This window comes from Streptomyces sp. NPDC058773 (genome assembly GCF_042746015.1).
In the GTDB taxonomy this organism is placed as follows: Bacteria; Actinomycetota; Actinomycetes; order Streptomycetales; family Streptomycetaceae; genus Streptomyces.
Genome location: NZ_JBHYPE010000026.1, coordinates 20,199 through 44,445, shown reverse-complemented (window position 1 = coordinate 44,445; position 24,247 = coordinate 20,199). Strand labels below are relative to the sequence as shown.

Genomic DNA, 24,247 nt, shown 5'->3' with positions numbered 1-24,247 from the left:
GGAGGGGGAAGGGGTGCTGCGTTACCTGTGGGGGGAGTTGAGGGGAGGCGAGGGCAGACGAGGGAAACGGGGAGGCGTCAGGAGCTGGGCGGCGTCCCGCGCACGCAGCGCGGCCACCGCCCGCTCGGCGACCTCCTCCGGGGCGCCGGACACCCCGACGGCGACGCCGGCCTCGTCCGGCCCGAGCGGTTCGAGCGTGGCGAACTGCGAATCCAGCAGCGCGGCCGGCATGAAGTGGCCGGTGCGTTTGGCCATCCGCTCCTCGATCAGCGCGCGCTCGCCGGTCAGATGCAGGAAGACCAGGCCGGGGGCGGCGGAGCGCAGCCGTTCGCGATAGGCGCGCTTGAGCGCGGAACTGCTGACCACCCCGCCGCGCCCGGCCCGCCGGTGGGCCCAGGCGCCGATGGCGTCCAGCCAGGGGCCCCGGTCGGCGTCGTCGAGCGGGATGCCGGCCGACATCTTGGCGATGTTGGCAGGCGGATGGAAGTCGTCGCCCTCGGCGTACGGCACGCCCAGGGCGTCGGCCACCAACGGGCCGATCGTCGTCTTGCCGGTGCCGGCCACGCCCATCACGACGATCACGTCGGGGCTGCTCATCCCGTGGTACCTCGCTGTCTCGGCTGTCTCCATCGGCCTCGTGCGCCGTGGTGCGCGCCCCACTGAAACCCATTAGGTACGACGTATTCAAGAGTCCGTGATGCAAACGTCATACTTAATTGGGCAGGGAGCGGGAACGTAGGCTTGGCCCATGGAAAACGAGGGGAAGGGGCTGCACGCCCGCGTGCTGGAGTCCCTCGGACCCGCGATCACCGCGGGCGACTACCCTCCGGGCACGATCCTGCGCACGGACGAGCTGGAGCAGCGCTTCGACGTCTCACGCACGGTCATCCGCGAGGCGGTCCGGGTTCTGGAATCCATGCAGCTGGTCGCCTCCCGGCGCCGGGTCGGGGTGACCGTCCGGCCCACCGAGGAGTGGAACGTCTACGACCCGCGGGTGATCGGCTGGCGGCTGGCCGGCCGGGACCGCCCCCGGCAGCTGCGCTCGCTGACCGTGCTCCGCTCCGCGATCGAACCGGTCGCCGCGGGCCTGGCCGCCCGGCACGCCACCCCCGAGCAGTGCGCCCGGCTCACCGAAGAGGCCATGGGCATGGTCGCCACCTCACGCGGCCAGCAGCTCGACGCCTACCTCGTGCACGACACGGCCTTCCACCGGGTGGTGCTGACCGCCTCCGGCAACGAGATGTTCGCCCGGCTCGGCGACGTGGTGGCCGCCGTGCTGACCGGCCGTACCCAGCACCATGTGATGTTCACCGACCCCGACCCGGCCGCGGTCACCCTGCATGTACAGGTCGCGGAGGCGGTACGCACCGGCGACGCGGCACGGGCGGAATCCCTGACCCGCGAGATCACCGCCGGCGCGCTGGCCGAACTGGACGTCCTGGCCCCGTAGTTGGGCACGCACCACCGGCCCGCCGACACCGTTACCCGCCGTACGCACAGCGGTCCCCGCCCGCTCAGAACAACGGCTGCTGCCCCGGGAACGGCGGCTCCTCCGGGTCGAACAGCTTCTCCGCGGGCGCCATCATCGGCGCCATCCGGCGCGACCCCGGACAGGAGATCAGCTCCAGCACCGTCCGCCGGCCGGGCGGATCGTGACGGGCGAAACGGCCGCCGACAACGGCGATCTCTCGGGTGCAGACGGGGCACGTGCGGCGGGGTGACGACATGGCACCAGTGTGACCCAGCCCGGCCTGCCGGTCACAAACTCCCGTCCCGCACACCAACCGCCCCTCAGAACGCATCCGTCGGCACGTACGTCCCCCACACCTCCCGCAGCGCATCGCACACCTCGCCCACCGTCGCCCGTGCGCGCAGCGCCTCGCGCAGCGGCGGGAGGACGTTGTCGGTGCCCTCGGCGGCCTTGCGCAGGTCATCGAGGGCCGCGGAGACCGCGCGCTGGTTGCGGCGGGCGCGGAGGGTGGCGAGCCGTTCGACCTGCTGGGCCTCGATGGCGGGGTCGACCCGCAAGGGCTCGTAGGGCTCCTTCTCGTCCAGTTGGAAGCGGTTGACGCCGACCACGATCCGGTCGCCGGCGTCGGTCTCCTGGGCGATGCGGTAGGCGTTGCGCTCGATCTCGTCCTTCTGGAAACCCCGCTCGATGGCGGCCACCGCACCGCCCAGGTCCTCGACCCGGCGCATCAGCGCCAGCGCCGCCTCCTCCACCTCGTCGGTCATCGACTCGACGGCGTAGGAACCGGCGAACGGGTCGACGGTGGCGGTCACATCGGTCTCGTACGCGAGCACCTGCTGGGTCCGCAGCGCGAGCCGGGCCGACTTGTCGGTGGGCAGGGCGATGGCCTCGTCGAAGGAGTTGGTGTGCAGCGACTGGGTGCCGCCGAGCACGGCGGCGAGCCCCTGGACGGTGACCCGGGCGAGGTTCACCTCCGGCTGCTGGGCGGTGAGCTGCACCCCCGCGGTCTGGGTGTGGAACCGCAGCATCATCGACTTGGGGTTCTTCGCGGCGAACTCCTCCCGCATCACCCGGGCCCAGATCCGGCGCGCGGCACGGAACTTGGCGACCTCTTCGAGCAGCGTGGTACGCGAGACGAAGAAGAACGACAGCCGGGGCGCGAAGTCGTCCACGTCCATCCCGGCGGCAACGGCCGTCCGGACGTAGGCGATGCCGTTGGCGAGCGTGAAGGCGATCTCCTGCGCGGGAGAGGCACCCGCCTCGGCCATGTGGTAGCCGGAGATGGAGATGGTGTTCCAACGGGGAATCTCGGCGCGGCAGTACCGGAAGATGTCCGCGGTCAGCCGCAGCGACGGCTCCGGCGGGAAGATATAGGTACCCCGGGCGATGTACTCCTTGAGCACATCGTTCTGGATGGTCCCGTTCAGCTGACCGGCCGCCACCCCTTGCTCCTCCGCCACCAGTTGGTAGAGGAGCAGCAGCAGCGCGGCGGGGGCGTTGATCGTCATCGATGTCGACACCTGGTCCAGCGGGATGCCGCCGAACAGCACCCGCATGTCCTCGACGGAGTCGATGGCCACGCCGACCTTGCCGACCTCGCCGGAGGCGATCGGGGTGTCCGAGTCGTGCCCCATCTGGGACGGCAGGTCGAAGGCGACGGACAGCCCCGTCGTGCCGTGGGCGATCAGCTGCCGGTAGCGGGCGTTGGATTCGCGCGCGGTGCCGAAGCCGGCGTACTGCCGCATCGTCCAGGGCCGTCCGGTGTACATCGACGGATAGACCCCCCGGGTGAAGGGGTAGCCGCCGGGCGCGCCGAGGCGGCGCGCCGGGTCCCAGCCGGCCAGCGCCTCCGGCCCGTACACAGGCTCGATGGGCAGCCCGCTCTCGTTGTGCCGCACACTGCCCGCCTCGTACGCCATGGGTGTACGCCTCCCAGTGGGTGACCGGTTCGTCCGGGTTTCCGCCTTGCTCACAGCATGCCCGCAGGTTCGTCCCCCCGCAGCACTGGGAAGAGTCACCGGTGGCCGGTCGGGCCGCCGAGATCCGGGGGTTGCGCATGCAGCGGAGCAGTGGACGAGGTACGGCGCCGGCGGTGGCCGCGGTGCTGGTGGTGGCGGCGCTCGCGGTGGGCTGCCGCCCCGTGACGGTCACCGGCACGAGTGCGCCGGACGGCAACAAGGGCGTCCGCCACGCCCCCACCACCCCCGCTCCCCCACCCCTGGGCCTGCACACTCCCCCCGCCCGGCACGCCACGGGGCCGCACCCCGCACGCACCGCCCATACCGGACCGAAGGCGCCGAGACCGCTGATGGCGGTGGGCTCGCGCGGTGCGCAGGTCCGCGAACTCCAGGCGCGGCTGGCCCAGCTGGGCCTGTTCGACCGCGCCCCGACGGGCTCGTACGCCTCGGTCACCGCCGCCGCGGTCCGCGCCTTCCAGAAACGCCAGGGCCTGCCCCGTACGGGCACCGTCCAGCCCGCGACCTGGTGGGCACTGCGCTCACGCACCCGCCCGCCGTCGCGCGCGGAACTCCGTCCGCCCACCACCCGGCCGGCCGGTGTCCTGGACCGACGCTGCATGACGGGCACGGTGATCTGCATCAGCAAGCGGAGCAATACGCTCACCTGGGTGGTCAACGGCCGGATCGCCGCGGCGATGGACGTCCGCTTCGGCTCGCAGTACACCCCCACCCGCGAGGGCACCTTCCACATCACCTTCAAGAGCCGCCGTCACATCTCGACGCTCTACCACACGGCCATGCCCTACGCGATGTTCTTCAGCGGCGGCCAGGCCGTCCACTACTCCGCGGACTTCGCCGCCCACGGCTACCGAGGCGCCTCCCACGGCTGCGTGAACGTCCGCGAGAGAAGAAAGATCGCCACCCTCTTCGCCGCGGTGAGACCTGGCACCAAGGTGGTCGTCCACCACTAGCGACACACGCAAGGAGGCACGGCCAGTTCTCCGACCGAAGAGAAATTGAGGTACCCACACCCACGGATCCACGTCCGCGAGAGCGGCGCCGGATCAGGCGCAAAGAAGGGCGCGGGCAGGGCCGGGGGAACGTGCCCCGCCCGCGCCATATGCGCTGAGCCGTGGGTACGGGGGGAACCCCGGCTCCTCGCGCAGCCGATGACCAGTCGGCTTCACTCAGTACTGCGTCACCGGCTCGAAAAACGTCACACCTACGGGGTGGCGGTTTCGCTCGGGGTGGTCTGACCGGGGTCCGCGGCGGTCGCCGAGGGGTCCGGGGCGGGGGTGGACGTGCCGGAGCCTGGGGTGGTGTCGGGGCTCTGGGAGGGGTGGTGGTCGTCGTCCTCGTCGCCCGAGCCGCCGCCGCTCTGTCCCGTGCCGCCGGTTGCGCCGGTGCCGCCGGTGGAGCCGCCGAAGCCGTCGCCGCTGCCGGACTTTCCGCCGTCCTGGTAGCGCGCGAGGTAGGTGCGGCAGAAAAGGTGCACCTTGTCCGCGCCACCGGCCTGCCGTTCGAGGCGCCGCAGGGTGTCGCGGTCCATGGCGTCCCGCTTACCGGACTCGTAGTTCTGGCACAGGGCGAGCAGCAGGCTGTTCTTGCTGTCGCCCTGGCTCGGCGGGGTCTTCTTGTCGCCGGGTCTGTCGTCGCGTCCGGTGCCGCCACCTTGGGTGCCGCGCCCCGGGTGATCGGTGGCGCCGGGGCTGCTGCCGGGTGCGGGGCTGCCGGTGGAGCCGGCCGACTTCCCGCCGCGGCCGGGGTCGGGGGTGCGCCCCGTCGTGCCGTCGGTCTGGGCGCCGGGCTCGCGGGTGTCGAACGGCCCGGGGCTCTCGGCGGCGGAGACGCTGGAGGCGGGCGAGGGCTCGTCGGCCGGGAAGGGGCTGGGCAGCACGCCGGTGCCGGCGCCGACGGCGACGCCGCCGATGGCACAGGCCGCGAGGGCCACCGCGAAGCCGCGCCGGAAGGGGCGGCCGAGGCGGGTGCGTTCGGTGAGTCCGGTGGCGCGTGCGGCGCGTCCGCCGGGGAAGGCGTCGGCGGCGCGGTGCGAGGCACCGGCGCCGCGGCGGGCGGCCTGCCGGAACGCGGCGACGGCGGCCTCTTCGCCGGGGAGTTCGGCGGTGCCGGGCGCCTTGGCGCCGACCGCGGCGGCGGCCTGCAGGAGCTGTTCGAGTTCGCGTGCGCCGTCACCGTGCCGGGCACTGACCTGTTCACCGCGCAGCAACCGCTCCGCGGTGTCCTTGTCGAGCCAGTTGTACCGGTCGTCGGCCATCACATGTCCTTCTGCGTTCGTGCGGCCGTTTCCGTCACACCTGGTACGTACGATTCCGCCACGCCGTCGCGGCGCCTTCTGCCCTGTGCGGGCACCCCATTGACCGTTCCACCACCTCGGCGCCGGCCCGGTGCGGGCCGCCCGGAGGGGGTTCCTTCCTGCCGTCCGGCGCCGTCGGCACCGTCCTTGCTGCTGTCGTGCGGTCCGTCGCGGCCGGTGCCGGGTTCCTCGCCGAGGAGCTCGGCGAGCCGTCGCAGCCCGCGGTGTGCGGCGGTGCGCACCGCGCCGGGGCGTTTGCCGAGGACCTCCGCGGCGCTCTTGGCGTCGAGTCCCACCACCACCCGGAGCACCACGGCCTCGGCCTGGTCCTGCGGCAGCCTGGCTATCAGCCGCATGGTGCTGCCGGTGCCCAGGGCTTCGAGCGCCTCGCCCGCGGTGTCGGACGCGCCGGGGGTGTCGGCCAGTTCGCTCTCGTCGCCGCCGATCGCCGGGCGCCGGCCGCGCATCCGTATGTGGTCGAGGGCGCGGTTGCGGGCGATACGGGCGGCCCAGCCGCGGAAGCGGTCGGCGTCGCCGCTGAAGCGGGCGAGGTCACGGGTGATCTGGAGCCAGGCTTCGGAGGTGACGTCCTCTACGTCCGCTTCGCTCACCAAGGTCCGCACATATCCCAGAAGTCGGGGATGTACGGCGCGGTAGACGGTACGGAACGCCGCCTCGTCGCCGCCCTGCGCCGCCTGCACGGCCACCGTCAGCCGACGGTCGTCCGGCTGAATGTCGTCCCCTCGCACGGGTCCATCCTGTCGCACGTGGAATGTCCGCCGCCCGGTCCTTGCTACATCGTCGCTTCACCCGGCCACACCACCGGCCCGGCCCCGCCATACGCCGCCGGAGCTGCGCCGGCCACCGCCGCCGCCGGCCACGGTCGGCCGGAAACCCCCGGTAACCCGGGATGTTCCTGCTGACCGTAACCCGTGAACCGATGCGCTCCGCACCCGGGAGGGGCGCACCGACCGCTCCGGCGGGGCCGGGAGCGCGGCGCCGGACGGCGTCGCCGGTGCACCGGCACAGGGCGCGCACGAATCCATCGGGAACTCCCGGGCAGGACGGCTTTCCGGGCCGCGGCAAGCGGTGCGAACACCGCACCCACCAGCGCGGATCCGCACGTTACGGGCCTGTCCCGGCCCGCGTCCAGACCACGAGCCGTACCCCTGCCCGTACCCCGTGTGACGCTTTCGCGTCGTCTGACGCTGTACCGGATAGAGGGCTTTAACCGGCCCTTCGCGAACGACGGCCGGGGCCTCTCCTGTGGGGGGTGGCGGCCCCGGCCGTCCTCGTTCTCACACCCGTTTCTTACCGGGTCTTACCGGGCCCCGGCGCTCACACCCTGTTGGCCAGCGCCTTGAAGCTCGTCCAGGACAGGGCGGGCGTCCGCGGGTCCCAGGTCTTCTGCGCCAGCGCCGCCAGCGGCAGCCGGATTCCGGCGGCCACCTGTGCCTGGGTCTGTGCCTGTGCCCGGTCGCTCCAGATCGCGAAGCGCGCCCCCGGAATCCGGTCCGGACCGGTCATGCCCGCGGGCACCGCCACCGGCTGGGTGCCGCGGATCACCAGCGGGGTCCAGCTCTCGTAGATCCGCTGGCCGGTCGGGTAGACGAACTGGTTGGGCTCGCCGAGGACGTAGTAGAGGTACTCGTCGTTGAAGTTCATGACGTTGCGGCCCTCGCGCAGGAAGGACGAGGGGTCACGGTGTCCGGCCTCCTTGCCGGTCCAGTAGTCGACCATCCGGTTCTTGTCCGGGGAGACCCGCGGGCTGGAGAAGAAGCCGTCGTTCCAGGCCTCGATGCGGTTCTTGCCCTTCGCCTGGACGGTCTTCTGCCGGTCGTTGAGCCAGCCGGTCGTCAGGTCCTCGATGGTGCCGTTGGGCCCGTACTTCGCCCGTGCGGCCTGCGCGAGCTGCGGGTACTTGGTCGACGGGGAGGACGACATCAGCGCCTGGTACTCGTCGCCGCCCAGGTGCCAGTACGCCGGGGCGCCCTCGGGGTTGGTGAACAGGTCGCTGAATTCGCGCAGCAGCGAGTCGATCAGCTGGGCCGACTTCGGGTTGGAGATGTCGATCGCGCCGGGGATCACCCGGCCCTGCGCATTGCGCAGCTGGAGCTGGGGATAGTGCGCCAGCACGGCCCCCAGATGGCCGGGCGAGTCGAGTTCCGGGACGACGGAGATGTGCAGGCTGCGGGCGAGCGCGATGATCTGGCGGACCTGCGCCTTGGTGAGGTGGTCGGCGGAGACGATCTCGGGGTGGGTGTCGCTCTGGATGCGGAAGCCCTGGTCGTCGGAGAAGTGCAGCTGGAACTGGTTCAGCTTGAGGTCGGCGATCTCCCTGATCCGGGCCTCGATCCAGTCCTGGGTGTACGGCTTGCGGGCGTTGTCCAGGGACATGCCGCGCTGCGGACGGCCCGGCCGGTCCTGGATGGTGCCCTCGGGAAGCCCGCCGGCGGCGCGTACGGCCTGCTTGACGGTGCGGGTGCCGTAGAAGATTCCGGCGTCGGTGGGGGCCGTGAGAGTGAGCCGGGTGTTGTCGGCGGTCAGGGTGTAGGCCTCGTCGGCGGCGCTCCCGGCGGGCACGTTGTCCGCCTGGTCCGCGCTGCCCTTGCCCGACAGCTTCACCTCGATGTCGCCCGGCTGGACGGTCTGGTCACCGTAGACGACGGTCAGCCCGCCGAGGTCGCGGGCCATCCGCTGGGCCTCGTCGGCCACATTGCTCTTCTCACCGGCCGGGACCACCACCCGGGCCCCCTTGGAGGGCCGCCAGCCGCGGCCGTCGGCCCGGCGGAAGTCCCGTACGGCGGGGATGACCTGCGGCGTCCCGGTCACCGGGGCCCAGGTCGGGGTGGCGCCGGCACCGGGCGGGTTGACCTTGGCGCTGGTGCTCCCGGGCGGCTCGGTGTCCGCGGCGTCGGAGCAGCCGGCGAGGAGCAGGGCTCCGGCGAGCGCCACGGCCGGCAGGGCGGACCGGGCCGCCGGGCCGCTGCGCCTCGCCGGCGTCGTCGCAGGGCGCAGGGAGGCCGAGGGCCGCGGGGCGCGCGGCGGCCGCATCGGGTTCGACATCGTGCAATCCTCACTTTTCGGGGCGAAGGCATTGCCAGGTGTGCGGAGCCGGTCGTCCGCGGAAGTGCGCGGAGGCTCTCCCATGCGGGTGAACATCGCGTATCCGCCGGACCGTGATCGCCAAGCGTCGTCGGCGTGGCGCCTCCGTCACCACCCCCTTCACAGGGTTCTCCCGGAACCGCCGGATTCCGCCGGGGGGACGCCGCACACGCACCACCGGCGCACCCGCCGCCGCGTCGTACGCATCCCGGCTTCGGTCCGCTTCTCCCCCAGCTTCCTTCAGACGCCGGTCCCGCACCTGTCGAACCGGACGATTCGCATCCGTCCGGGGAGGCGCGCGGCGTCCGGGCCCGCGCGCGGGCGCCCGGCCCGGCCCACGGCTTCCGGCCCACACCGGATCGCGCCCTGTGACCAGGAATGTTCCGGTTCGTACTTGTGTGATAGCCCGTTGGTGGCTGTTTGATCACACCTGAGGACCCCGGCGCCAGGAACCGACAATGCGTCGCTACGATGTCCAGGGCCGGTGGACCGTACCCGGCCGGGCCGACCGACAGAGAAGCCGGCAGGCCCCAATCCCCGCTCCCGGAGGGTTTTTCCGTGCCGGCTGGAACGCTGTACCGCGGCCGGGAAGGCATGTGGTCCTGGGTGGCTCACCGAGTCACTGGCGTCCTCATCTTCTTCTTCCTGTTCGTTCACGTCCTCGACACCGCACTCGTCCGCGTCTCCCCCGAGGCGTACGACGACGTCGTGGCGACTTACAAGACGCCGATCGTCAATGTGATGGAGTACGGCCTGGTGGCCGCCATCCTCTTCCACGCACTCAATGGCCTGCGGGTCATCGCTGTGGACTTCTGGTCCAAGGGGCCGAAGTACCAGAAGCAGCTGCTGTGGACCGTTGTCGGTGTCTGGGCCGTCCTGATGGCCGGTGCCTTCTACCCCGTGCTGCAGCACACCCTGCGCACGCTGTTCGGGAGCTGACGCGAGATGTCTGCTGAAACCACCCCCGCAGGTGCCGCCGCGACGGGCGCAGGCGACGGCGTCTCGCTCTACGACGTGGACAACCCGGCCCCGGTCATCGAGCCGCCGCGCAAGCGCACCGGCAAGACCCCGAAGTCGACCCGTACCAACTTCGAGCTGTACGGCTGGCTGTTCATGCGGCTGTCCGGCATCGTGCTGGTCGTCCTGGTCCTGGGTCACCTGCTGATCCAGCTGGTCCTCGACGGCGGTGTCTCCAAGATCGGCTTCGCCTTCGTGGCCGGCCGCTGGGCCTCGCCGTTCTGGCAGGTCTGGGACCTGCTGATGCTGTGGCTGGCCATGCTGCACGGCGCCAACGGCCTGCGTACGGTCATCAACGACTACGCGCAGCGGGACAACACCCGCTTCTGGCTGAAGATGCTGCTGTACACCGCGACGGTGTTCACCGTCCTTCTGGGCACGCTGGTGATCTTCACCTTCGACCCGAACATCTCCTGAAGCCGGGGCTGACTGGAACCATGAAGATCCACAAGTACGACACCGTCATCGTCGGCGCCGGCGGCGCGGGCATGCGCGCGGCCATCGAGTCGACCAAGCGCAGCCGCACCGCGGTCCTGACGAAGCTCTACCCGACCCGCTCCCACACCGGCGCCGCCCAGGGCGGAATGGCCGCCGCCCTCGCGAACGTCGAGGAGGACAACTGGGAGTGGCACACCTTCGACACGATCAAGGGTGGCGACTACCTGGTCGACCAGGACGCCGCCGAGATCCTCGCGAAGGAGGCCATCGACTCGGTCCTCGACCTGGAGAAGATGGGCCTGCCGTTCAACCGCACGCCGGACGGCACGATCGACCAGCGCCGCTTCGGCGGTCACTCCCGCAACCACGGTGAGGCCCCGGTCCGCCGGTCCTGCTACGCCTCGGACCGCACCGGCCACATGATCCTCCAGACGCTGTACCAGAACTGCGTCAAGGAGGGCGTGGAGTTCTTCAACGAGTTCTACGTGCTCGACCTGCTGATCCAGGAGGTCGACGGCGTCAAGAAGTCCTCCGGCGTCGTCGCGTACGAACTGGCCACCGGCGAGATCCACGTCTTCCAGGCGAAGGCGATCATCTTCGCGTCCGGCGGCACCGGCAAGTTCTTCAAGGTGACCTCCAACGCGCACACCCTGACCGGTGACGGCCAGGCCGCTGCCTACCGCCGCGGGCTGCCGCTGGAGGACATGGAGTTCTTCCAGTTCCACCCGACGGGCATCTGGCGCATGGGCATCCTGCTGACGGAGGGCGCCCGTGGTGAGGGCGGCATCCTCCGCAACAAGGACGGCGAGCGCTTCATGGAGAAGTACGCGCCCGTCATGAAGGACCTCGCCTCGCGTGACGTCGTCTCGCGCTCCATCTACACGGAGATCCGCGAGGGCCGCGGCTGCGGTCCCGAGGGCGACCACGTCTTCCTGGACCTCACCCACCTGCCGCCGGAGCAGCTGGACGCCAAGCTCCCGGACATCACCGAGTTCGCGCGGACCTACCTCGGCATCGAGCCCTACACGGACCCGATCCCGATCCAGCCGACCGCGCACTACGCCATGGGCGGCATCCCGACCAACGTCGAGGGCGAGGTGCTGGCCGACAACACCACCGTCGTCCCGGGCCTGTACGCCGCCGGCGAGGTCGCCTGTGTCTCCGTGCACGGCGCCAACCGCCTGGGCACCAACTCCCTCCTGGACATCAACGTGTTCGGCCGCCGGGCCGGCATCGCGGCGGCCGAGTACTCGGCCACGGCCGACTTCGTCGAGCTGCCCGAGGACCCGGCGAAGCAGGTCGCCGACCAGGTCGAGCGGCTGCGCAACTCCACCGGCACCGAGCGGGTCACGGAGATCCGCAAGGAGCTGCAGGAGACCATGGACGCCAATGTGATGGTGTTCCGCACCGAGCAGACGATCAAGACCGCGGTCGAGAAGATCGGCGAGCTGCGCGAGCGCTACCTGAACGTGTCCATCCAGGACAAGGGCAAGCGGTTCAACACCGATCTGCTGGAGGCCATCGAGCTGGGCAACCTGCTCGACCTGGCCGAGGTCATGGCGGTCTCCGCGCTCGCCCGCAAGGAGTCCCGCGGCGGTCACTACCGCGAGGACTACCCCAACCGCGACGACGTCAACTTCATGCGGCACACCATGGCGTACCGCGAGGTGGGCGCAGACGGCGTCGAGTCGATCCGCCTCGACTACAAGCCGGTCGTGCAGACCCGCTACCAGCCGATGGAGCGTAAGTACTGATGAGCACCCCGACTCTCGACGAGCACTCCGCGGCCCTGGACGCGGCCGAGGACGGCGCGTCGCACCTGATCACGGTCACCTTCCGGATCCGCCGGTTCAACCCGGAGGTCTCCGAGGACGCCAGCTGGGAGGACTTCCAGCTGCAGATCGACCCCAAGGAGCGCGTCCTGGACGCCCTCCACAAGATCAAGTGGGAGCTGGACGGTTCGCTGACCTTCCGTCGTTCCTGCGCCCACGGCATCTGTGGCTCGGACGCCATGCGGATCAACGGCCGCAACCGTCTCGCCTGCAAGACGCTGATCAAGGACATCAACCCGGAGAAGCCGATCACCGTCGAGGCCATCAAGGGCCTCACGGTGATGAAGGACCTTGTCGTCGACATGGAGCCCTTCTTCCAGGCCTACCGCGATGTGATGCCGTTCCTCATCACGACCGGCAACGAGCCGACCCGTGAGCGCCGGCAGTCCGCCGAGGACCGCGAGCGTTTCGACGACACCACGAAGTGCATCCTCTGCGCCGCGTGCACGTCCTCGTGCCCGGTGTTCTGGAACGACGGCCAGTACTTCGGCCCCGCGGCGATCGTCAACGCGCACCGCTTCATCTTCGACAGCCGTGACGAGGGTGGCGAGCAGCGTCTCGAAATCCTCAACGACAAGGACGGCGTCTGGCGCTGCCGGACGACCTTCAACTGCACGGACGCCTGCCCGCGCGGTATCGAGGTCACCAAGGCCATCCAGGAAGTCAAGCGGGCGCTGATCACCCGCCGCTTCTGAGCCCTGCGGCGATCCGGGTCCCGACCCGGCCGCCGAGCAGCGCCGGCACCTCGCGAAGGGCCTCGCCTCCGTACCCCCGGAGGCGGGGCCCTTCGGCATGCACGCTCTCCTTCTCCTTCGCGGGGTACACAAGCACCGGGGGCAACGCCTCATCCACCAACGCCACCGGCACATCACGGCAGAAGTACGACGGGACGAAGACCAGTCCCCGCCCCTCCAGGTACAGGTCCCGCTCCACCGGGTAGCGGACCTCCAGCACCGGCCGCCGCCAGCGCATCACCGGCCCGAACGTCCGCAGCATCGCCTCCGCCCCGGACTCCCCCAGCGCATGCCGCCGCAACGCCCGGTCCGCGCCGACCCGTTCGGCGATCCGCGGCCAGCTCGGCGCCACCGCCCGGTGGTGGTACGTCCGCAGACTGCGCGCGAGATGGCGCAGCGCGGCCGGCTCCCCGTCCGCGATCCCCCGCGCCCAGCCCGGCAGCGCCCGGTGCCCCGACAGCAGCACCAGCTCGGACCGCAGCCGCTCCCGCGGGGTGCTCATCACGGCCTCCAGACCGGGCTCGACCCCGTCCAGCCCCGCGAACGGCGTGAGAAAGTCCGGGAAGTAGCCGAGCCGCGGCACCAGCGGCAGCAACGTCCGCAACGGCCCCGGCCCGTGCCGCACGGCATGCTGCCGCCAGCCGGCCAGCGCCGGCTCGCTCCGGTCCTCCCGCAGCACATGCAGACTCAGCACCGTCTCCCATAACGGATCGGCCCCCTCGGCCACCCGCGTACGCGCCAGATCCTGCGCGGTGAAGTGCACTCGCAGCACGTTCGTCCCCCTGGTTCCACGCCGCCTCCCCTGCGACGTGCACCGAGGATCCGTCCGCGCAGTGGACCGCCGCAACCGAAACCCACGAGTAGCCTCCGGTCGCCCAACAAGAGGCGTCCGCAGGGCAGTTGGGGGGCCGGGCAGGGCTACCGGGCCACGCCTGTGAAAAGGGGGAGCGGACGCCCGCTCCCCCGCCCCTCCCCCTATTCCGCTATCACTCGCCCTCAAGAACCTTGTCCAGGAAGGCATCCAGGTTCCGCACGGTACGGGCGATCCGTTCCTCCAGCGGCAGCGTCTCCTCATGCCGCCCGGCGAGCTGGGACCGCCTACGCCCCCGGACGTAGAGAGAGCACGCGAGGTCGGCACACAGATACGTCCCGACGGTGTTCCCCTGCCGCCCCAGCGGCCCGGCCCGCCGCGCGGCCAGCAGGCTGACCCCGGACCCGGGATGCCCGGTCACACACACCGAACACACCGTCGTCTTGGTAAAACTCCGCCGCACCCCCTGCGGCCGCCGCAGCGTCACCCCGACGATCCCGCCGTCCCGCGGCGCGACCAGATAACTCCGGTCGGGCGCGCCTGGATCCCGCCATCCCAGGAAATCCAGGTCGTCCCAGGGGAGTTCGGCCAGCCCCACGGGCACATTGATCCGACTTGCCTCTCCTTTTGAGCAATTGACGAACGAGGCACGTATCGCTTTTTCACTTATGGGGTCCATGGGGTGGGAAGTTAACAGCGGGTCCCCGGACCCGTCGCCTCATTTATCTACCGCACGCGACGCGTCCCGAACGAGGCCGCCCGGACAGCGACAACAGGAAGACCCGGCGCGCCCGCGGCACTTATGGCGCTCATGCGCCCAACCCACGCATCATGACCGCCCACTGCGTCCTGTTGTTGAGCTTCGCCCGCTCCGCCCTCGCAATGCGCTCGGCACCGGCCTCTTCCCGCTTCCGTGCGGTCTTGTCCCAGTCCGCCGGCTTCAGAAACAGCATCGCGTTACTCCCCGGAACCACCAGAACACCACCGAAGGGCAGGTCACCCGCGAGCCACGCACCTTCCTCAACGCCCTCCGGCCAACGGCGGCGACCGGCCGCATTGACCGCCAGCATCAGCGGCGCCCCGTGCTGCCCGCGCGTCGTCACACGGACCTCGTAGACGTTGCCGTACTGAGTCCACCGCTCACGCTTCTTGATCACCCGAGGATGGAACTCCATCGGATAGTCACGGAGCACTCTTGCGCACTGGATGACACGGATTCCGTAGATGAGTCGGTACGCCGTAGCGATGAACACGAAAACACCGGCAACAATGGGCAAGGTAAGGACGATCGAGTTTGACTCTGTCATACGAGACAAAGCCACTGAGAATGCCACAAGTAGCACGGTAATCAGTAGACGCACGGTCATGATTCGGGTTAGGACAAGGCGGTTCGCTTTCAGCACCTGCGCTACGTCAGGAGCCTTCAGCGATGCCGGAGTGCGGGAGTCGTACGCCATGACATTCTCCTTCTGGGTCACTAGGAGGCTAACCGAAGGGACTCCTAGCCTCGCCGGATGCACCGACCTGCCCCACGCTGCCGCCCCCACCCGTCTTTTCAGCGGGTGACGGGTCGTAGAACGACAACGAATGACCGACGGCCAGCAGGACATCCCGATAGTCGTCGGCCATCTCCAGGGCAGCGGTCACCAGCTGCACCACAACGATGTCAGAGGTGCCCGGGCCAGTTGCCGCGATCGCGCCCTGCCACACCGGCTCCTCATGAAGACTTCCGTCCTCCTCGGGAGGCATGCCGGGCGCTACCGTGTGCCTGGTCTCGGCGGCAAGGAAGCCCGTACCACACGGCAGCTCCAGAGGCTGAACATCCTTGTCCGGGTCCTCAGCGGCCGCCACCGCCATATTGGCCAGCACCAGAGTTGCGTTCACGCCCGGAGCGGCCACGGTGGAAAACGTCAGGACGGAGGAGGTGAACCCGCCTTCGTCATCCGGGTGCAGACCAATGGCGCAGCCCTGAACGTTATGGGAATTCAGCGTCGTCACCACGCCGGCGTAGAACCGGAGCACCCGCTCTGCCTGGTCCTTTGCCTTCTCGGGCAAACCAAGTATGCGATTCACCAACGCCGTGAGCTGCTCAACCGGAGGGTCAAGGTCCAACGGCAGGTAGCCATAGGGGATTCCGTACCAGTAGGCCGGTATCCGACCGTTCGTCGACTCTGCCCAGAGTTCAGTCACTACTGCATTCGCCTTTCAGGGGCCGCATCATCGCGCCTCACAGCCAACCGAACATGCCTGCGAGGTCATGGGCTGTGGCGGCGGCCTTGGTGCTCTCTGCGAAGTTGTGACCCGACCCTTCCTCCGGAAGAACGCCCAAACTCTCCATGGACGACATCATGTTCGCACCAACATTCAAACCGCCGGCGCTGATGGCCCCCATCATCTTGGCAGAGCCGCTGCCGGTTTCACGAGCCGCCCGCCATGCGTCAGCGACATCGCCGGCAGCTGCCGATTTGAAGGCGGGGGTGATTTCCCTGAAGAATGCCGCCCCCTTTTCGGCATTCGACACACCCACTCCCAGTCGGCCGGCCAAACGTGCACCCCCAGCTACTTCCCGCCCTGCGGCAGCCAACGCCGATCCCCCCGGGAACATACCAACGCCGTCTCCGACCATGGAGGCATACGCGGAAAAGATCTCCATGCCGCTTCCCTCGAACGCCAAGGCGTCTCTGAACTTCTCGTCGGAGAGGTTCTTGCTCATCGACGCGGCACTTGCCACTACTGCGATGCCTGCGAAGAGTGGGGCAAGCGGCGTGGGGAAAAGGGCCAGCAATCCCGCGATGGCACCGATAGTCCCCGCATGCTCGTAGAGGAACCCGGCAACTGCCGCGATGGCCTCCCCGATCGCATTGACGGCCTTGCTCAGCCAGCCGGGCTCCTTCGGCGCCAGTTTGTCGGTGGCGTCGTCCAGCTCCTTGGCCACCGTGCGCGCCTGATCGCTGTGCGTGGTTTCCAGGGTGTGCGCCTTGGTGATGACGTCACTGTATGCCTGATTGGCATGGTTCAGCTGGGTCGTCGCCTCGTTCAGACTGCGTTCGGCGGCCCGCAGCCGCGCCGTTGCCGCGTCGGCCTCGGCCTGCGAGGGATACTCCTGGTCGGCGAGCTTGAGATCCGGGTGCCCCTGGGCCTGTGCGTGATGAGCCTTGGCCTTCTCCGCCGCCGACTTCTTCTCGGCGGCTGCATCGTCGTACTTCCGCGCCAGATCACGATTGGCCGTCAGGTGATCGTCCCAGTTCTTCAGCTGGGACGACGCCTTCTCCAGCGAACGGGCGGCATTCTTAATGTACGCCGGCAGTTCACCATCGAGCGCATCCCGGAACGCCTCTGCCGCGTCACCCTCCCAGTAGCTGCTCTCACCGATCAGCTTCTCGATTTGATGATGGCAGTTTCGCAGCGCCGTCGCCGCCGAGGTGACCTTGCGCTGTAGCGCACCGACTTCACCGGGAACACCGGGTACAGGGTTCCAGCCGAGGTGCAGATAAGGGTTCGTGGCCATTACTTCGAACCCCCGTGACCGCTTGTCGCCTTTTTCGCGATCGCCTTGAGTGTCTTCTCCAAGGCTTCTTCGACTTCTTCGTAGTTCTGCTTGTTGGCTTTCACGCCCTTGCCGATGGCGTCAACCATCTTCTTGGTCTGCTCAGACCCGTACTTCCAACGCTCCTGGAACCCGTCACACGCCTCGTCGAGCTCATCCGTTCCAATCTGATCGGCACGGACGTGGGACAAGGCCGTCCGCGCCTCGTTGAGCTCCTTGACGCACCCCTCAAGCGCCTTTAGGAATTGCCCCAATTGGTCTACATCCGCCTTGAAGCGGCCCCCCATAGCGCTTTCCCTTTCGCTGTTCGCTCAGTGTGCACTGATACCTGACGCGATGAACCACGTTGTCGCGTCAGCCGCCTCAGCCCCAGCTCTGGCCACCGGCGTTCTTGCGGCGGGACACCCGGACGATGGCGATGACGGCTCCGACGACCAGCAGGACACCGATGCCGATACCGCCGTAGAGCAGGGCCCTGTTCATCATCTCCTTGCCACCCATCGGCGGGTTGGGGTCCTGCGCGCCGGCGTCCAGCTGCGCTGACGCCTTGCCCTTCGGCATCGGCAGCGGGCCCTCCTTGGGGCCGGCGGGGATGTTCTTCCGCAGGGCGGCACTGGGCTGGATGAAGCCGTAGCCGTAGTGGACGTCCGGGAGCTTGAGGTCCTTCTGGTCCTTCGGCAGGCCGGCGGTCTTCACCAGGCGGTTGGCGATCTGGCCGGGAGTGAGGTCGGGGTACTTCTCCTTGAGGAGGGCGGCCGCGGCGGAAACGTAGGCGGTGGAGCCCGAATTGCCGTTCTCAGTGTGATAGCTGGAGTCGCTCTTGCCCGTCGCGGCCGGGATCTCCACGCCAGGTGCGAGCAGGTCCATATCGGAGTTGTAGTTGTTGAAGTCAGCCGATTTGCCGTACTCATCAACGGCGCCGACACCGATCACACCTGGACAGCCCACCGGATAGTTCTTCTCGGTCAGCGAATCGTTACCCATACCGGCCACCACCACGGCGCCCTTTGAAATGGCGTAATGAATGGCTTCGCACGTATCAGCCGAACGGCCCTCGGTGTAAGACATGTTGATGACGTCGGCACCATGGTCCACTGCCCAGCGCGTGGCCAGCCCGGAGTTCTTGTACTCCGGAACGGGAAGGATCTTGGCATCGGGTGCCAGCCCCTTGACGCCCTCGGAGCCTCCCGGACCGTGGCCGTGGCCCGCGATGATCGCAGCCATGCCGGTACCGTGGTCGAGGACGCTCTCACCCGGCTCGAGGTCCTGGGCTCCCTCTTCCTGAGTCGCCTTCCCGAAATCCGGCCCGGGAAGGAACTGACCCTTCAGGTCTTGATGGGTCTGCCGAAAACCGGTGTCGAGCACAGCCACCGTCACGCCCTTACCGGTGGCCTCCTGCCACATCTGCTCGGCCCCGAACGCCTCCAACGGCCACAGATCCTTGCGTGTCTGATCTGCGGAGGCGGTACCGCTCGCGGTGATGAGCAGCGCGCCGGTCAGCGCGGTACCCACCGTCGCACGCAGTGTTCGGGTGACCCTCATGCTTGGCTCCTTCTCGCTGTGCTGTCCAGGCGGCAGTGTTCCATCACGAAGAGTGGCCCCGCACCCTCGGGCGCGGGGCCACTCCTTACCAGCCGCCGTACGGCGATGCCGGTGTCCTACTCGATGACGCGGGGCGCCACAGTACGCTGCGATGCCCACGTCTCTTCGTCCTCGACAAGGTAGTCGGGGCGCTGACCGGTGGTGCGCTCCTTCTCCTTCTTGTCCTTGCCCTTGGCTCCGGCGGCGCCCGGTTCGGCGGCCCGGCGCAGCGGCCAGCCGTCGTCGACAGTGCACCGGGCCAGATGCAGCCTGCCGGTCGGCGTCAGCGGGGCGTTACGGTGGATCACGAGGGCCTCTTGGCATCGGTGCAGACTTCGCAATCCACACCGAAACCGGAAGGCCCTCGCCCCATTCAAGGACCACGCGAGGCATGTCGCCCGTCACCAACGTCCCGGGACAGCACACCTAGCGGTGTGGACACGAGGATCTGCCGACGGAAGGGAGGGCCGCAACCGGAACTGGTGGGTGGGGTGGGGGGAGTTGGAGTGGTTGGGTTGCGTAGGCGATGCGGTTTGCCCGAGGGATGTACGTTCCGCACAAGAAAAGGGGAGCGGTCGCCCGCTCCCCTTCCGTTCGCCTCGCTGCCGCGCCGGCTCAGCCCCAGCTCTGCGGACCGGGGTTGTTGCGGCGGCGGACGGTGACCACGACGCCGATGATGATGCCGATGACGACGATCGCCCCGAGCCCGATACCGCCGTAGAGCATGATCGCCTGCTTGCCGCCCATGGGCGGGTCGGGGTCATAGCCCTTGTCGGCTCCGGGGCGCACGGGCTTCTGCGGTGCCTTGCCCTGCGGCATCGGCAGCGGGCCCGCGGCCGGTCCGGCCGCGATGGTGCGCCGGAGGGCGGGACCGGGCTGGATGTAGCCGTAACCGTAGTGCGTGTCCGGGAGCTTGAGGTGCTTGTCCTTCTCGGACTGGGGCAGACCGGCCGTCTTCACCAGGCGGTTGGCGATCTGGCCCGGAGTGAGATCCGGGTACTTCTGCTTCAGCAGAGCGGCAGCCGCGGAGACGTAGGCGGTGGCGGCCGAACTGCCGTCCGCGGTGCGGTAATCCGAGTCGCTCTTGCCCATCGCGACGGGGATCTTCACACCGGGGGCGAGCAGATCGACGGCGGAGGTGGAGTTGTTGTCGTCGTCCGCCTCGCCGTACTCGTCCACCGACCCCACGCCGATGGCGCCCGGGCAGGCGGCCGGGTATTTCTTCTTGGGGAGGCCGTCGTTTCCGACACCGGCCACCACCACCACGCCCTTCTCCACGGCGTAGTGAATGGCCGGGCAGGTGTCGGCGGAGGGAGTGGACTCGGTGTACGACATGTTGATGACGTCGGCGCCGTGATCCACCGCGTAACGCGTCGCTGCCGCACCGTTCTTGTACTGCGGAATGGGCATGATCTTGGCGTCCGGCGCGAGACCCTTGACGCCGTCAGCGTCTTGGGAACCATGGCCGTGGCCGGCGATGATCGAGGCCATCGCCGTGCCGTGGTCGCGGATGTCCTCGTGCGGACCGAGGTCGCCGGACCCGTCGCCCGCTCCCGTATTGGCGAAGTTCGCGCCGCCGGTGAACTGCCCGGTCAGATCCTGGTGGGTCTTACGGAATCCGCTGTCGAGCACGGCCACCGTGATGCCCTTGCCGGTGGCCTGCTGCCACAGCTGCTGGGCCCCGAACGCCTCCAGCGGCCACAGGTCCTTGCGCACCTGGTCCGCGGAGGCGGTACCGCCGGCGGCCAGCAGCAGCGCTCCCGTGAGCGCCGCACCCACCGTCGCGCGCAGTGTTCGGGTGACCCTCATCCTTCGCTCCTTCTTGCTGTGCTGTCCGGGCGGCATTCTTCCGCCTGAGGAAGGGCCCCGCACACTCAGGTGCGGGGCCCTTCCTCATTGGCCGCAGCCGAACGCTATCGCCGACTCACTCGATGACGCGAGGGGCCACCGTACGCTCCGGAGTCCAGGTCTCCTCGTCCTCGACCAGGTAGTCGGGACGCTGCCCGGTGGTGCGCTCCTTGTCGCCCTTGCCCTTGCCCTTGGCGCCGGCGGCACCCGCGGCGCCCGGCATGCCCTTGGCTGCCTGCTTGCCGCCACGGCTGCGGTGCAGTCCGGAGCCGCCCTGCTTGGCACCGCCCGTCGGACCGCCCGGCTTGCCGACCACGCCGCCACGGGTACGTGCCTGCGCACCGCCGCGCCCGGCCGCGCCCGCGGCGCCCGCCTTGCCGGCTCCGGCACCCGCTGCGCCCGGCATGCCGCCGCGCATTCCGCCCGCACCGCGCCCGGCACCCGCGCCGCGCGCCAGCCCGGCGCCACGTATCCCGCCGGTCCCCTTGCCGCCCGGCATGCCGATGGGGCCGCCCGGGATCGGCCCGCCGGGGAAACCGCCCGTGCCGCCGGGCACACCGTGGCTGCCGCCACTCGGCCCGCCGTGGACGGAGCCACCGCCCGGCGTGGGCGGGGCGAGGGTACCGCCCTGCACACTGTCGAGTCCGGTGGTCACCGGCACATCGGGCCGGGAGATCTTGGGGCTGTCGAAGCCCTCCGGGACGGAGTGACCGGCCGCGCCGTTGGGCATGTTCGGCGTCGTCCCGGACACCTTGGGGTGACTGCCGCCGATGACAGGCATGTTCACCGGGCCCGGCGAGGGGCTCGAGGAGGGGTGCTTGGGCCAGTCGCCGACGGGCCCACCGGGGTCGACGCCCTCCTTGAGGACCTTCGCCTGGCCGTCGTAGTGATGGGCCAGCTCGTCCATCACGATGACGGCCTCGACCTGGCGCTCCTTGGTCAGCGACAGGCTGTCCCGGTTGAGCTCCAGCGCCATACGGGCATCCATCTTCGGGTTCGCCATGTCCCGCTTGAACTGAGCGTCATCGCCGCTCTCGTCCGTCGCGCGGTCCACGACGCCCGGGTCCTTGATCTTCGACATGGCCGCCTTGGCCTCGCGAAGGTTGTGGGCGACACCGCTCTCCGGGCCCAGTTCGCGGGAACCGATCAGCACCCGTTCGACGACCCGGGCGTGACCGTACGTCCTGTCAATCTTCTCCAGGACCTTCACGGCCTCCCGGCGGAACGCCGCGGCGGCCGAGCCCTCCCAGTGCGCCGTGGCGTGATCCACGGCGTCCATGAAGGACTTACGGATGCCCCCACGGCCGTCCTCACCGGCGAGCCGGTCGGCAGAGGCGCGCCAATGGTTACCAGAGTTCTCGATGCCGTCCGGGTGGGCGTTCTCGATCATCGCCCGGAGGGCATTGAGACCGTGGTGATGGAAGTCCGAAGGAGACGCGGGGGTGGGGCGGTGCCCCTTGAACGACTTGAGCCGCTCCTCCCGTTCCTCCGCCTGCTGCTGCCGCGCCCTGTTCCGGGCGCTTTCGTATTCCTGCCTGCCGTCAACCATGCAGGCCCCCCTTCAAATCCATCGCCGTCCGTCGCACCCGCATCACCGCGGCCTGCTCAGCCATTCATCGAGTTCTTGGTCTGGTGCTCCTGGTCCTCGTACGCTCCACGGCTGGCTTCGGTCTTCTCGCCGAACTTGTGGATGAGGTCCTGGAGGGCCTTGATGACGTCCGACATGTACGTCTGCATGTCGTCGTGCGCGCCGGCGAGATCGGTCGCTTCGAGGAAATTCTCCCCGAATGCCGACTTCGGGAGCGTGGTGCTGTACTTCACCTTCTGGCTTGGTTCGTCCATATCAGCCCGAAGGCGCCTGAGCTGGCGCACCACGCTGTCCAGTTCATCGAGATCGACCTTGAACCGCTCGCTCATTTCCGCTCTCCCCGTTCCCCACTCGTCCCCCTCGGTCCGCCCCGCACAGCCGCCACGGTAGGGACAACGTAAAGTCAATAAATTCTACGGAGTTGCCTGCCGGTGTTGCAAGATCGAAAGTCAGGATCTGTCCGATTTGACGCAGGATGGCACCGTAGTTTGTGGACAGGTTGTTACCTTCTCGGCGCAACGCTGCGCGCGCCGCCAAGATAGCGATCAGGCCCGCAGCGAGGCCAGTTCCACCACCGTGACGTCCGGCGGTGCCCCCAGTCGGACCGGTGGGCCCCAAGTGCCCGCGCCGCGGGAGACGTAGAGCTGGGTGTCGCCGTAGCGTTCGAGGCCGGCGACGGTGGGGTTGGTGGCGTCGGCGATGTAGGTGAAGGGCCACATCTGGCCGCCATGGGTGTGGCCGGAGAGTTGGAGGTCGACGCCGAAGCGGGCGGAGTCGTGGATGGTGACGGGCTGGTGGGCCATCAGGACGACGGCGCGGGTGGGGTCGCGGTCGCTGAGGGCCTGGTCGTAGTCGGGTCCGGACTGTTCGGCCTGGCCGCCGATGTCGTTGATGCCGGCGAGGTCGAAGCCGGGGAGTTCGGTGCGGGCGTTCTCCAGCGGGTGGATGCCCAATTCCCGCACGTGGTCGACCCATTGGTCTGCGCCGGTGTAGTACTCGTGGTTGCCGGTGACGAAGAACGCGCCGTGGCGGGCGCGGAGTTCGCGCAGTGGCTCGGCGGCCGGGGCGAGGTCGGTGACGTTGCCGTCGACCAAGTCGCCGACGATGGCCACCAGATCGGGGTGGGTGCGGTTGATGGTCTCGACGATGCGCCGGGTGTGGGCGCGGCCGAGGACCGGGCCCAGGTGGATGTCGCTGACCACGGCGATCCGGTAACCGTGGGCGGAGCGCGGCAGTTTGGCCAGGGGGATCGTGACGCGCTTGACCACCGGGCCGCGGAGGGTCGTGGCGGTGCCGTAGCCGACGGCGGCCGTGGCGGCGAGGGAGGCGCCGGCCGCGACCGCCCGGGCGAGGAAGAGGCGGCGGGGCGGGGTGGCGGGCGGCGGCAGAGCCGGGGTGCCGGGCGGGAGGAGGGTGGGGGCGAGAGGCGCGGCGGGAGACGACCCGGAGGGCAAAGAAGGGGAGGAGGGGGAGGAGGGGGACGGGGACGGGGACGGGGTGGGGTCCCTGCGCCCCTGGCCCCGGGCCGCGTACGCCTGACCGGCCGGTTGCGGCTCCCGGTCCGTGTCCCCCTGACCGGCCGGTGGCGACTCCCGGTCCGCGTCCCCCTGACCGGCCGGTTGCGGCTCCCGGTCATCGCGCCCCCGCCCGCCCGATGACCGCCCCCGCCGCCGTGGCCCGGCGTCGTCGTCCGGCCGGACCCGTAGCCACACCGCCCGGATCGCCTCCCCCGCCAGCAGGGCCAGTGTGAGATAGAGCACCAGGGCCAGCCAGAGGTAGCCCGGCCAGGAGAGGGCCTGTTGGAGGGGGAAGGGGGCGCCGGTGCGGGCGGAGAGCAGGGCGGCGAGGGTGAGCAGGGGGAGGGTGAAGGCCGCGATGGTGCCGGTGCGGCGGGGGTGGCTGCCGGGGGTGGTGGTGTCGCGGACCAGGCGGCACCACAGGTAGCGGTGCACGCCGAAGAACAGTCCGAGGACCGGGATCACGATCAGGGCGAAGGTCACGGC

The 24,247-nt window shown here is 69.5% G+C and carries 23 protein-coding genes and 1 pseudogene; 6 read left to right on the top strand and 18 right to left on the bottom strand.

The genetic code is table 11. The annotated features are described in order from the left end of the window. Positions 1 to 21 precede the first annotated feature (21 nt). Positions 22 to 597, bottom strand: coding sequence for a gluconokinase (locus tag ACFW5B_RS22215; protein ID WP_386442164.1), 576 nt, complete (start codon positions 595 to 597; stop codon positions 22 to 24). A 151-nt stretch (positions 598 to 748) separates the two neighbouring features. On the opposite strand from ACFW5B_RS22215, the gene ACFW5B_RS22210 reads away from it, so the two are divergent. Further along, positions 749 to 1,450, top strand: a complete 702-nt coding sequence (locus ACFW5B_RS22210; RefSeq protein WP_386442161.1) for a FadR/GntR family transcriptional regulator — start codon at positions 749 to 751, stop codon at positions 1,448 to 1,450. A gap of 64 nt (positions 1,451 to 1,514) precedes the next feature. Here the strand turns inward: ACFW5B_RS22210 and ACFW5B_RS22205 are convergent, their stop codons facing one another. After that, positions 1,515 to 1,727 carry a hypothetical protein gene (locus ACFW5B_RS22205; protein WP_362604427.1) on the bottom strand — a complete coding sequence of 71 codons (213 nt, stop codon included), beginning with the start codon at positions 1,725 to 1,727 and terminating at the stop codon, positions 1,515 to 1,517. A gap of 64 nt (positions 1,728 to 1,791) precedes the next feature. After that, positions 1,792 to 3,390: a methylmalonyl-CoA mutase gene (locus ACFW5B_RS22200; RefSeq protein WP_386442157.1), complete on the bottom strand. Its 1,599-nt coding sequence runs from the start codon at positions 3,388 to 3,390 to the stop codon at positions 1,792 to 1,794. Positions 3,391 to 3,527: 137 nt separating this feature from the next. Here ACFW5B_RS22200 and ACFW5B_RS22195 point away from each other — a divergent pair, with 137 nt between their 5' ends. After that, the gene (locus ACFW5B_RS22195; RefSeq protein ID WP_386442154.1) at positions 3,528 to 4,400 is read left to right on the top strand and encodes a peptidoglycan-binding protein; all 873 of its coding nucleotides are present in this window, start codon (positions 3,528 to 3,530) and stop codon (positions 4,398 to 4,400) included. A gap of 251 nt (positions 4,401 to 4,651) precedes the next feature. Here ACFW5B_RS22195 and ACFW5B_RS22190 read toward each other — a convergent pair whose 3' ends face one another. From ACFW5B_RS22190 to ACFW5B_RS22180, 3 genes are all read right to left on the bottom strand, one after another. Beyond that, on the bottom strand, positions 4,652 to 5,704 hold the full coding sequence (locus tag ACFW5B_RS22190; RefSeq protein WP_386442151.1) for a hypothetical protein: 1,053 nt from the start codon (positions 5,702 to 5,704) through the stop codon (positions 4,652 to 4,654). Beyond that, positions 5,704 to 6,492, bottom strand: a complete 789-nt coding sequence (locus ACFW5B_RS22185; protein WP_386442148.1) for an RNA polymerase sigma factor — start codon at positions 6,490 to 6,492, stop codon at positions 5,704 to 5,706. The genes ACFW5B_RS22190 and ACFW5B_RS22185 overlap by 1 nt, the downstream gene beginning before the upstream one ends. Before the next feature lie 589 nt (positions 6,493 to 7,081). Next, a complete protein-coding gene (locus ACFW5B_RS22180; protein WP_386442145.1) occupies positions 7,082 to 8,809 on the bottom strand; it encodes a glycoside hydrolase family 20 protein in 1,728 nt (575 codons plus the stop codon). A 597-nt stretch (positions 8,810 to 9,406) separates the two neighbouring features. Between ACFW5B_RS22180 and sdhC the strand changes: the two genes are divergently transcribed. Genes sdhC through ACFW5B_RS22160 form a run of 4 tightly spaced genes read left to right on the top strand, consistent with a single transcriptional unit; the run spans position 9,407 to position 12,830 of the window. Beyond that, a complete protein-coding gene (sdhC, locus tag ACFW5B_RS22175; RefSeq protein ID WP_386442142.1) occupies positions 9,407 to 9,787 on the top strand; it encodes a succinate dehydrogenase, cytochrome b556 subunit in 381 nt (126 codons plus the stop codon). Positions 9,788 to 9,793: 6 nt separating this feature from the next. After that, on the top strand, positions 9,794 to 10,282 hold the full coding sequence (locus ACFW5B_RS22170; RefSeq protein WP_386442139.1) for a succinate dehydrogenase hydrophobic membrane anchor subunit: 489 nt from the start codon (positions 9,794 to 9,796) through the stop codon (positions 10,280 to 10,282). A 20-nt stretch (positions 10,283 to 10,302) separates the two neighbouring features. After that, positions 10,303 to 12,057, top strand: a complete 1,755-nt coding sequence (sdhA, locus tag ACFW5B_RS22165; protein ID WP_386442136.1) for a succinate dehydrogenase flavoprotein subunit — start codon at positions 10,303 to 10,305, stop codon at positions 12,055 to 12,057. After that, positions 12,057 to 12,830 (top strand): succinate dehydrogenase iron-sulfur subunit, encoded by a 774-nt coding sequence (locus ACFW5B_RS22160; RefSeq protein ID WP_386442133.1) that lies wholly within the window; start codon positions 12,057 to 12,059, stop codon positions 12,828 to 12,830. The genes sdhA and ACFW5B_RS22160 overlap by 1 nt, the downstream gene beginning before the upstream one ends. Here the strand turns inward: ACFW5B_RS22160 and ACFW5B_RS22155 are convergent. The 12 genes and pseudogenes from ACFW5B_RS22155 to ACFW5B_RS22100 all read right to left on the bottom strand — a co-directional run bounded on the left by ACFW5B_RS22155 (position 12,814) and on the right by ACFW5B_RS22100 (position 24,244). After that, positions 12,814 to 13,641, bottom strand: coding sequence for a hypothetical protein (locus ACFW5B_RS22155; protein WP_386442130.1), 828 nt, complete (start codon positions 13,639 to 13,641; stop codon positions 12,814 to 12,816). The genes ACFW5B_RS22160 and ACFW5B_RS22155 overlap by 17 nt on opposite strands. A gap of 214 nt (positions 13,642 to 13,855) precedes the next feature. Continuing rightward, positions 13,856 to 14,359 carry an FBP domain-containing protein gene (locus ACFW5B_RS22150; RefSeq protein ID WP_386442127.1) on the bottom strand — a complete coding sequence of 168 codons (504 nt, stop codon included), beginning with the start codon at positions 14,357 to 14,359 and terminating at the stop codon, positions 13,856 to 13,858. Positions 14,360 to 14,489: 130 nt separating this feature from the next. Continuing rightward, entirely contained in the window at positions 14,490 to 15,137 is a 648-nt protein-coding gene (locus tag ACFW5B_RS22145; protein ID WP_386442124.1) for a hypothetical protein, read from the bottom strand. A gap of 28 nt (positions 15,138 to 15,165) precedes the next feature. Beyond that, entirely contained in the window at positions 15,166 to 15,870 is a 705-nt protein-coding gene (locus ACFW5B_RS22140) for a hypothetical protein (protein ID WP_386442121.1), read from the bottom strand. A gap of 37 nt (positions 15,871 to 15,907) precedes the next feature. Continuing rightward, positions 15,908 to 17,188 (bottom strand): putative T7SS-secreted protein, encoded by a 1,281-nt coding sequence (locus tag ACFW5B_RS22135; RefSeq protein ID WP_386442118.1) that lies wholly within the window; start codon positions 17,186 to 17,188, stop codon positions 15,908 to 15,910. After that, positions 17,188 to 17,514: a hypothetical protein gene (locus ACFW5B_RS22130; RefSeq protein WP_386442115.1), complete on the bottom strand. Its 327-nt coding sequence runs from the start codon at positions 17,512 to 17,514 to the stop codon at positions 17,188 to 17,190. The genes ACFW5B_RS22135 and ACFW5B_RS22130 overlap by 1 nt, the downstream gene beginning before the upstream one ends. 76 nt (positions 17,515 to 17,590) lie before the next feature. Further along, positions 17,591 to 18,769, bottom strand: a complete 1,179-nt coding sequence (locus tag ACFW5B_RS22125) for a S8 family serine peptidase (RefSeq protein ID WP_386442112.1) — start codon at positions 18,767 to 18,769, stop codon at positions 17,591 to 17,593. 251 nt (positions 18,770 to 19,020) lie between these two features. Then, a pseudogene (locus tag ACFW5B_RS22120) lies at positions 19,021 to 19,116 on the bottom strand (IS481 family transposase); the annotation flags it as partial. Between the two features lie 307 nt (positions 19,117 to 19,423). Further along, complete coding sequence (locus tag ACFW5B_RS22115) at positions 19,424 to 20,617, bottom strand: S8 family serine peptidase (RefSeq protein ID WP_386442109.1); 1,194 nt, start codon at positions 20,615 to 20,617, stop codon at positions 19,424 to 19,426. A 115-nt stretch (positions 20,618 to 20,732) separates the two neighbouring features. Next, positions 20,733 to 22,205 carry a hypothetical protein gene (locus tag ACFW5B_RS22110; protein ID WP_386442106.1) on the bottom strand — a complete coding sequence of 491 codons (1,473 nt, stop codon included), beginning with the start codon at positions 22,203 to 22,205 and terminating at the stop codon, positions 20,733 to 20,735. A 56-nt stretch (positions 22,206 to 22,261) separates the two neighbouring features. Continuing rightward, positions 22,262 to 22,573, bottom strand: a complete 312-nt coding sequence (locus tag ACFW5B_RS22105) for a hypothetical protein (RefSeq protein ID WP_386442103.1) — start codon at positions 22,571 to 22,573, stop codon at positions 22,262 to 22,264. 216 nt (positions 22,574 to 22,789) lie between these two features. Further along, on the bottom strand, positions 22,790 to 24,244 hold the full coding sequence (locus ACFW5B_RS22100; RefSeq protein WP_386442101.1) for a metallophosphoesterase: 1,455 nt from the start codon (positions 24,242 to 24,244) through the stop codon (positions 22,790 to 22,792). Positions 24,245 to 24,247: the final 3 nt, after the last annotated feature.

Coding starts and splice junctions, on each gene's coding strand:
- ACFW5B_RS22205 (WP_362604427.1), bottom strand. CDS start 1,727: ATGTCGTCACCCCGCCGCACGTGCCCCGTCTGCACCCGAGAGATCGCC.
- ACFW5B_RS22215 (WP_386442164.1), bottom strand. CDS start 597: ATGAGCAGCCCCGACGTGATCGTCGTGATGGGCGTGGCCGGCACCGGC.
- ACFW5B_RS22135 (WP_386442118.1), bottom strand. CDS start 17,188: ATGGCCACGAACCCTTATCTGCACCTCGGCTGGAACCCTGTACCCGGT.
- ACFW5B_RS22145 (WP_386442124.1), bottom strand. CDS start 15,137: ATGGCGTACGACTCCCGCACTCCGGCATCGCTGAAGGCTCCTGACGTA.
- ACFW5B_RS22195 (WP_386442154.1), top strand. CDS start 3,528: ATGCAGCGGAGCAGTGGACGAGGTACGGCGCCGGCGGTGGCCGCGGTG.
- ACFW5B_RS22105 (WP_386442103.1), bottom strand. CDS start 22,573: ATGAGCGAGCGGTTCAAGGTCGATCTCGATGAACTGGACAGCGTGGTG.
- ACFW5B_RS22180 (WP_386442145.1), bottom strand. CDS start 8,809: ATGTCGAACCCGATGCGGCCGCCGCGCGCCCCGCGGCCCTCGGCCTCC.
- ACFW5B_RS22170 (WP_386442139.1), top strand. CDS start 9,794: ATGTCTGCTGAAACCACCCCCGCAGGTGCCGCCGCGACGGGCGCAGGC.
- ACFW5B_RS22190 (WP_386442151.1), bottom strand. CDS start 5,704: ATGGCCGACGACCGGTACAACTGGCTCGACAAGGACACCGCGGAGCGG.
- ACFW5B_RS22125 (WP_386442112.1), bottom strand. CDS start 18,769: ATGAGGGTCACCCGAACACTGCGTGCGACGGTGGGTACCGCGCTGACC.
- ACFW5B_RS22200 (WP_386442157.1), bottom strand. CDS start 3,390: ATGGCGTACGAGGCGGGCAGTGTGCGGCACAACGAGAGCGGGCTGCCC.
- ACFW5B_RS22210 (WP_386442161.1), top strand. CDS start 749: ATGGAAAACGAGGGGAAGGGGCTGCACGCCCGCGTGCTGGAGTCCCTC.
- sdhA (WP_386442136.1), top strand. CDS start 10,303: ATGAAGATCCACAAGTACGACACCGTCATCGTCGGCGCCGGCGGCGCG.
- ACFW5B_RS22160 (WP_386442133.1), top strand. CDS start 12,057: ATGAGCACCCCGACTCTCGACGAGCACTCCGCGGCCCTGGACGCGGCC.
- ACFW5B_RS22150 (WP_386442127.1), bottom strand. CDS start 14,359: ATGGACCCCATAAGTGAAAAAGCGATACGTGCCTCGTTCGTCAATTGC.
- ACFW5B_RS22130 (WP_386442115.1), bottom strand. CDS start 17,514: ATGGGGGGCCGCTTCAAGGCGGATGTAGACCAATTGGGGCAATTCCTA.
- ACFW5B_RS22115 (WP_386442109.1), bottom strand. CDS start 20,617: ATGAGGGTCACCCGAACACTGCGCGCGACGGTGGGTGCGGCGCTCACG.
- ACFW5B_RS22110 (WP_386442106.1), bottom strand. CDS start 22,205: ATGGTTGACGGCAGGCAGGAATACGAAAGCGCCCGGAACAGGGCGCGG.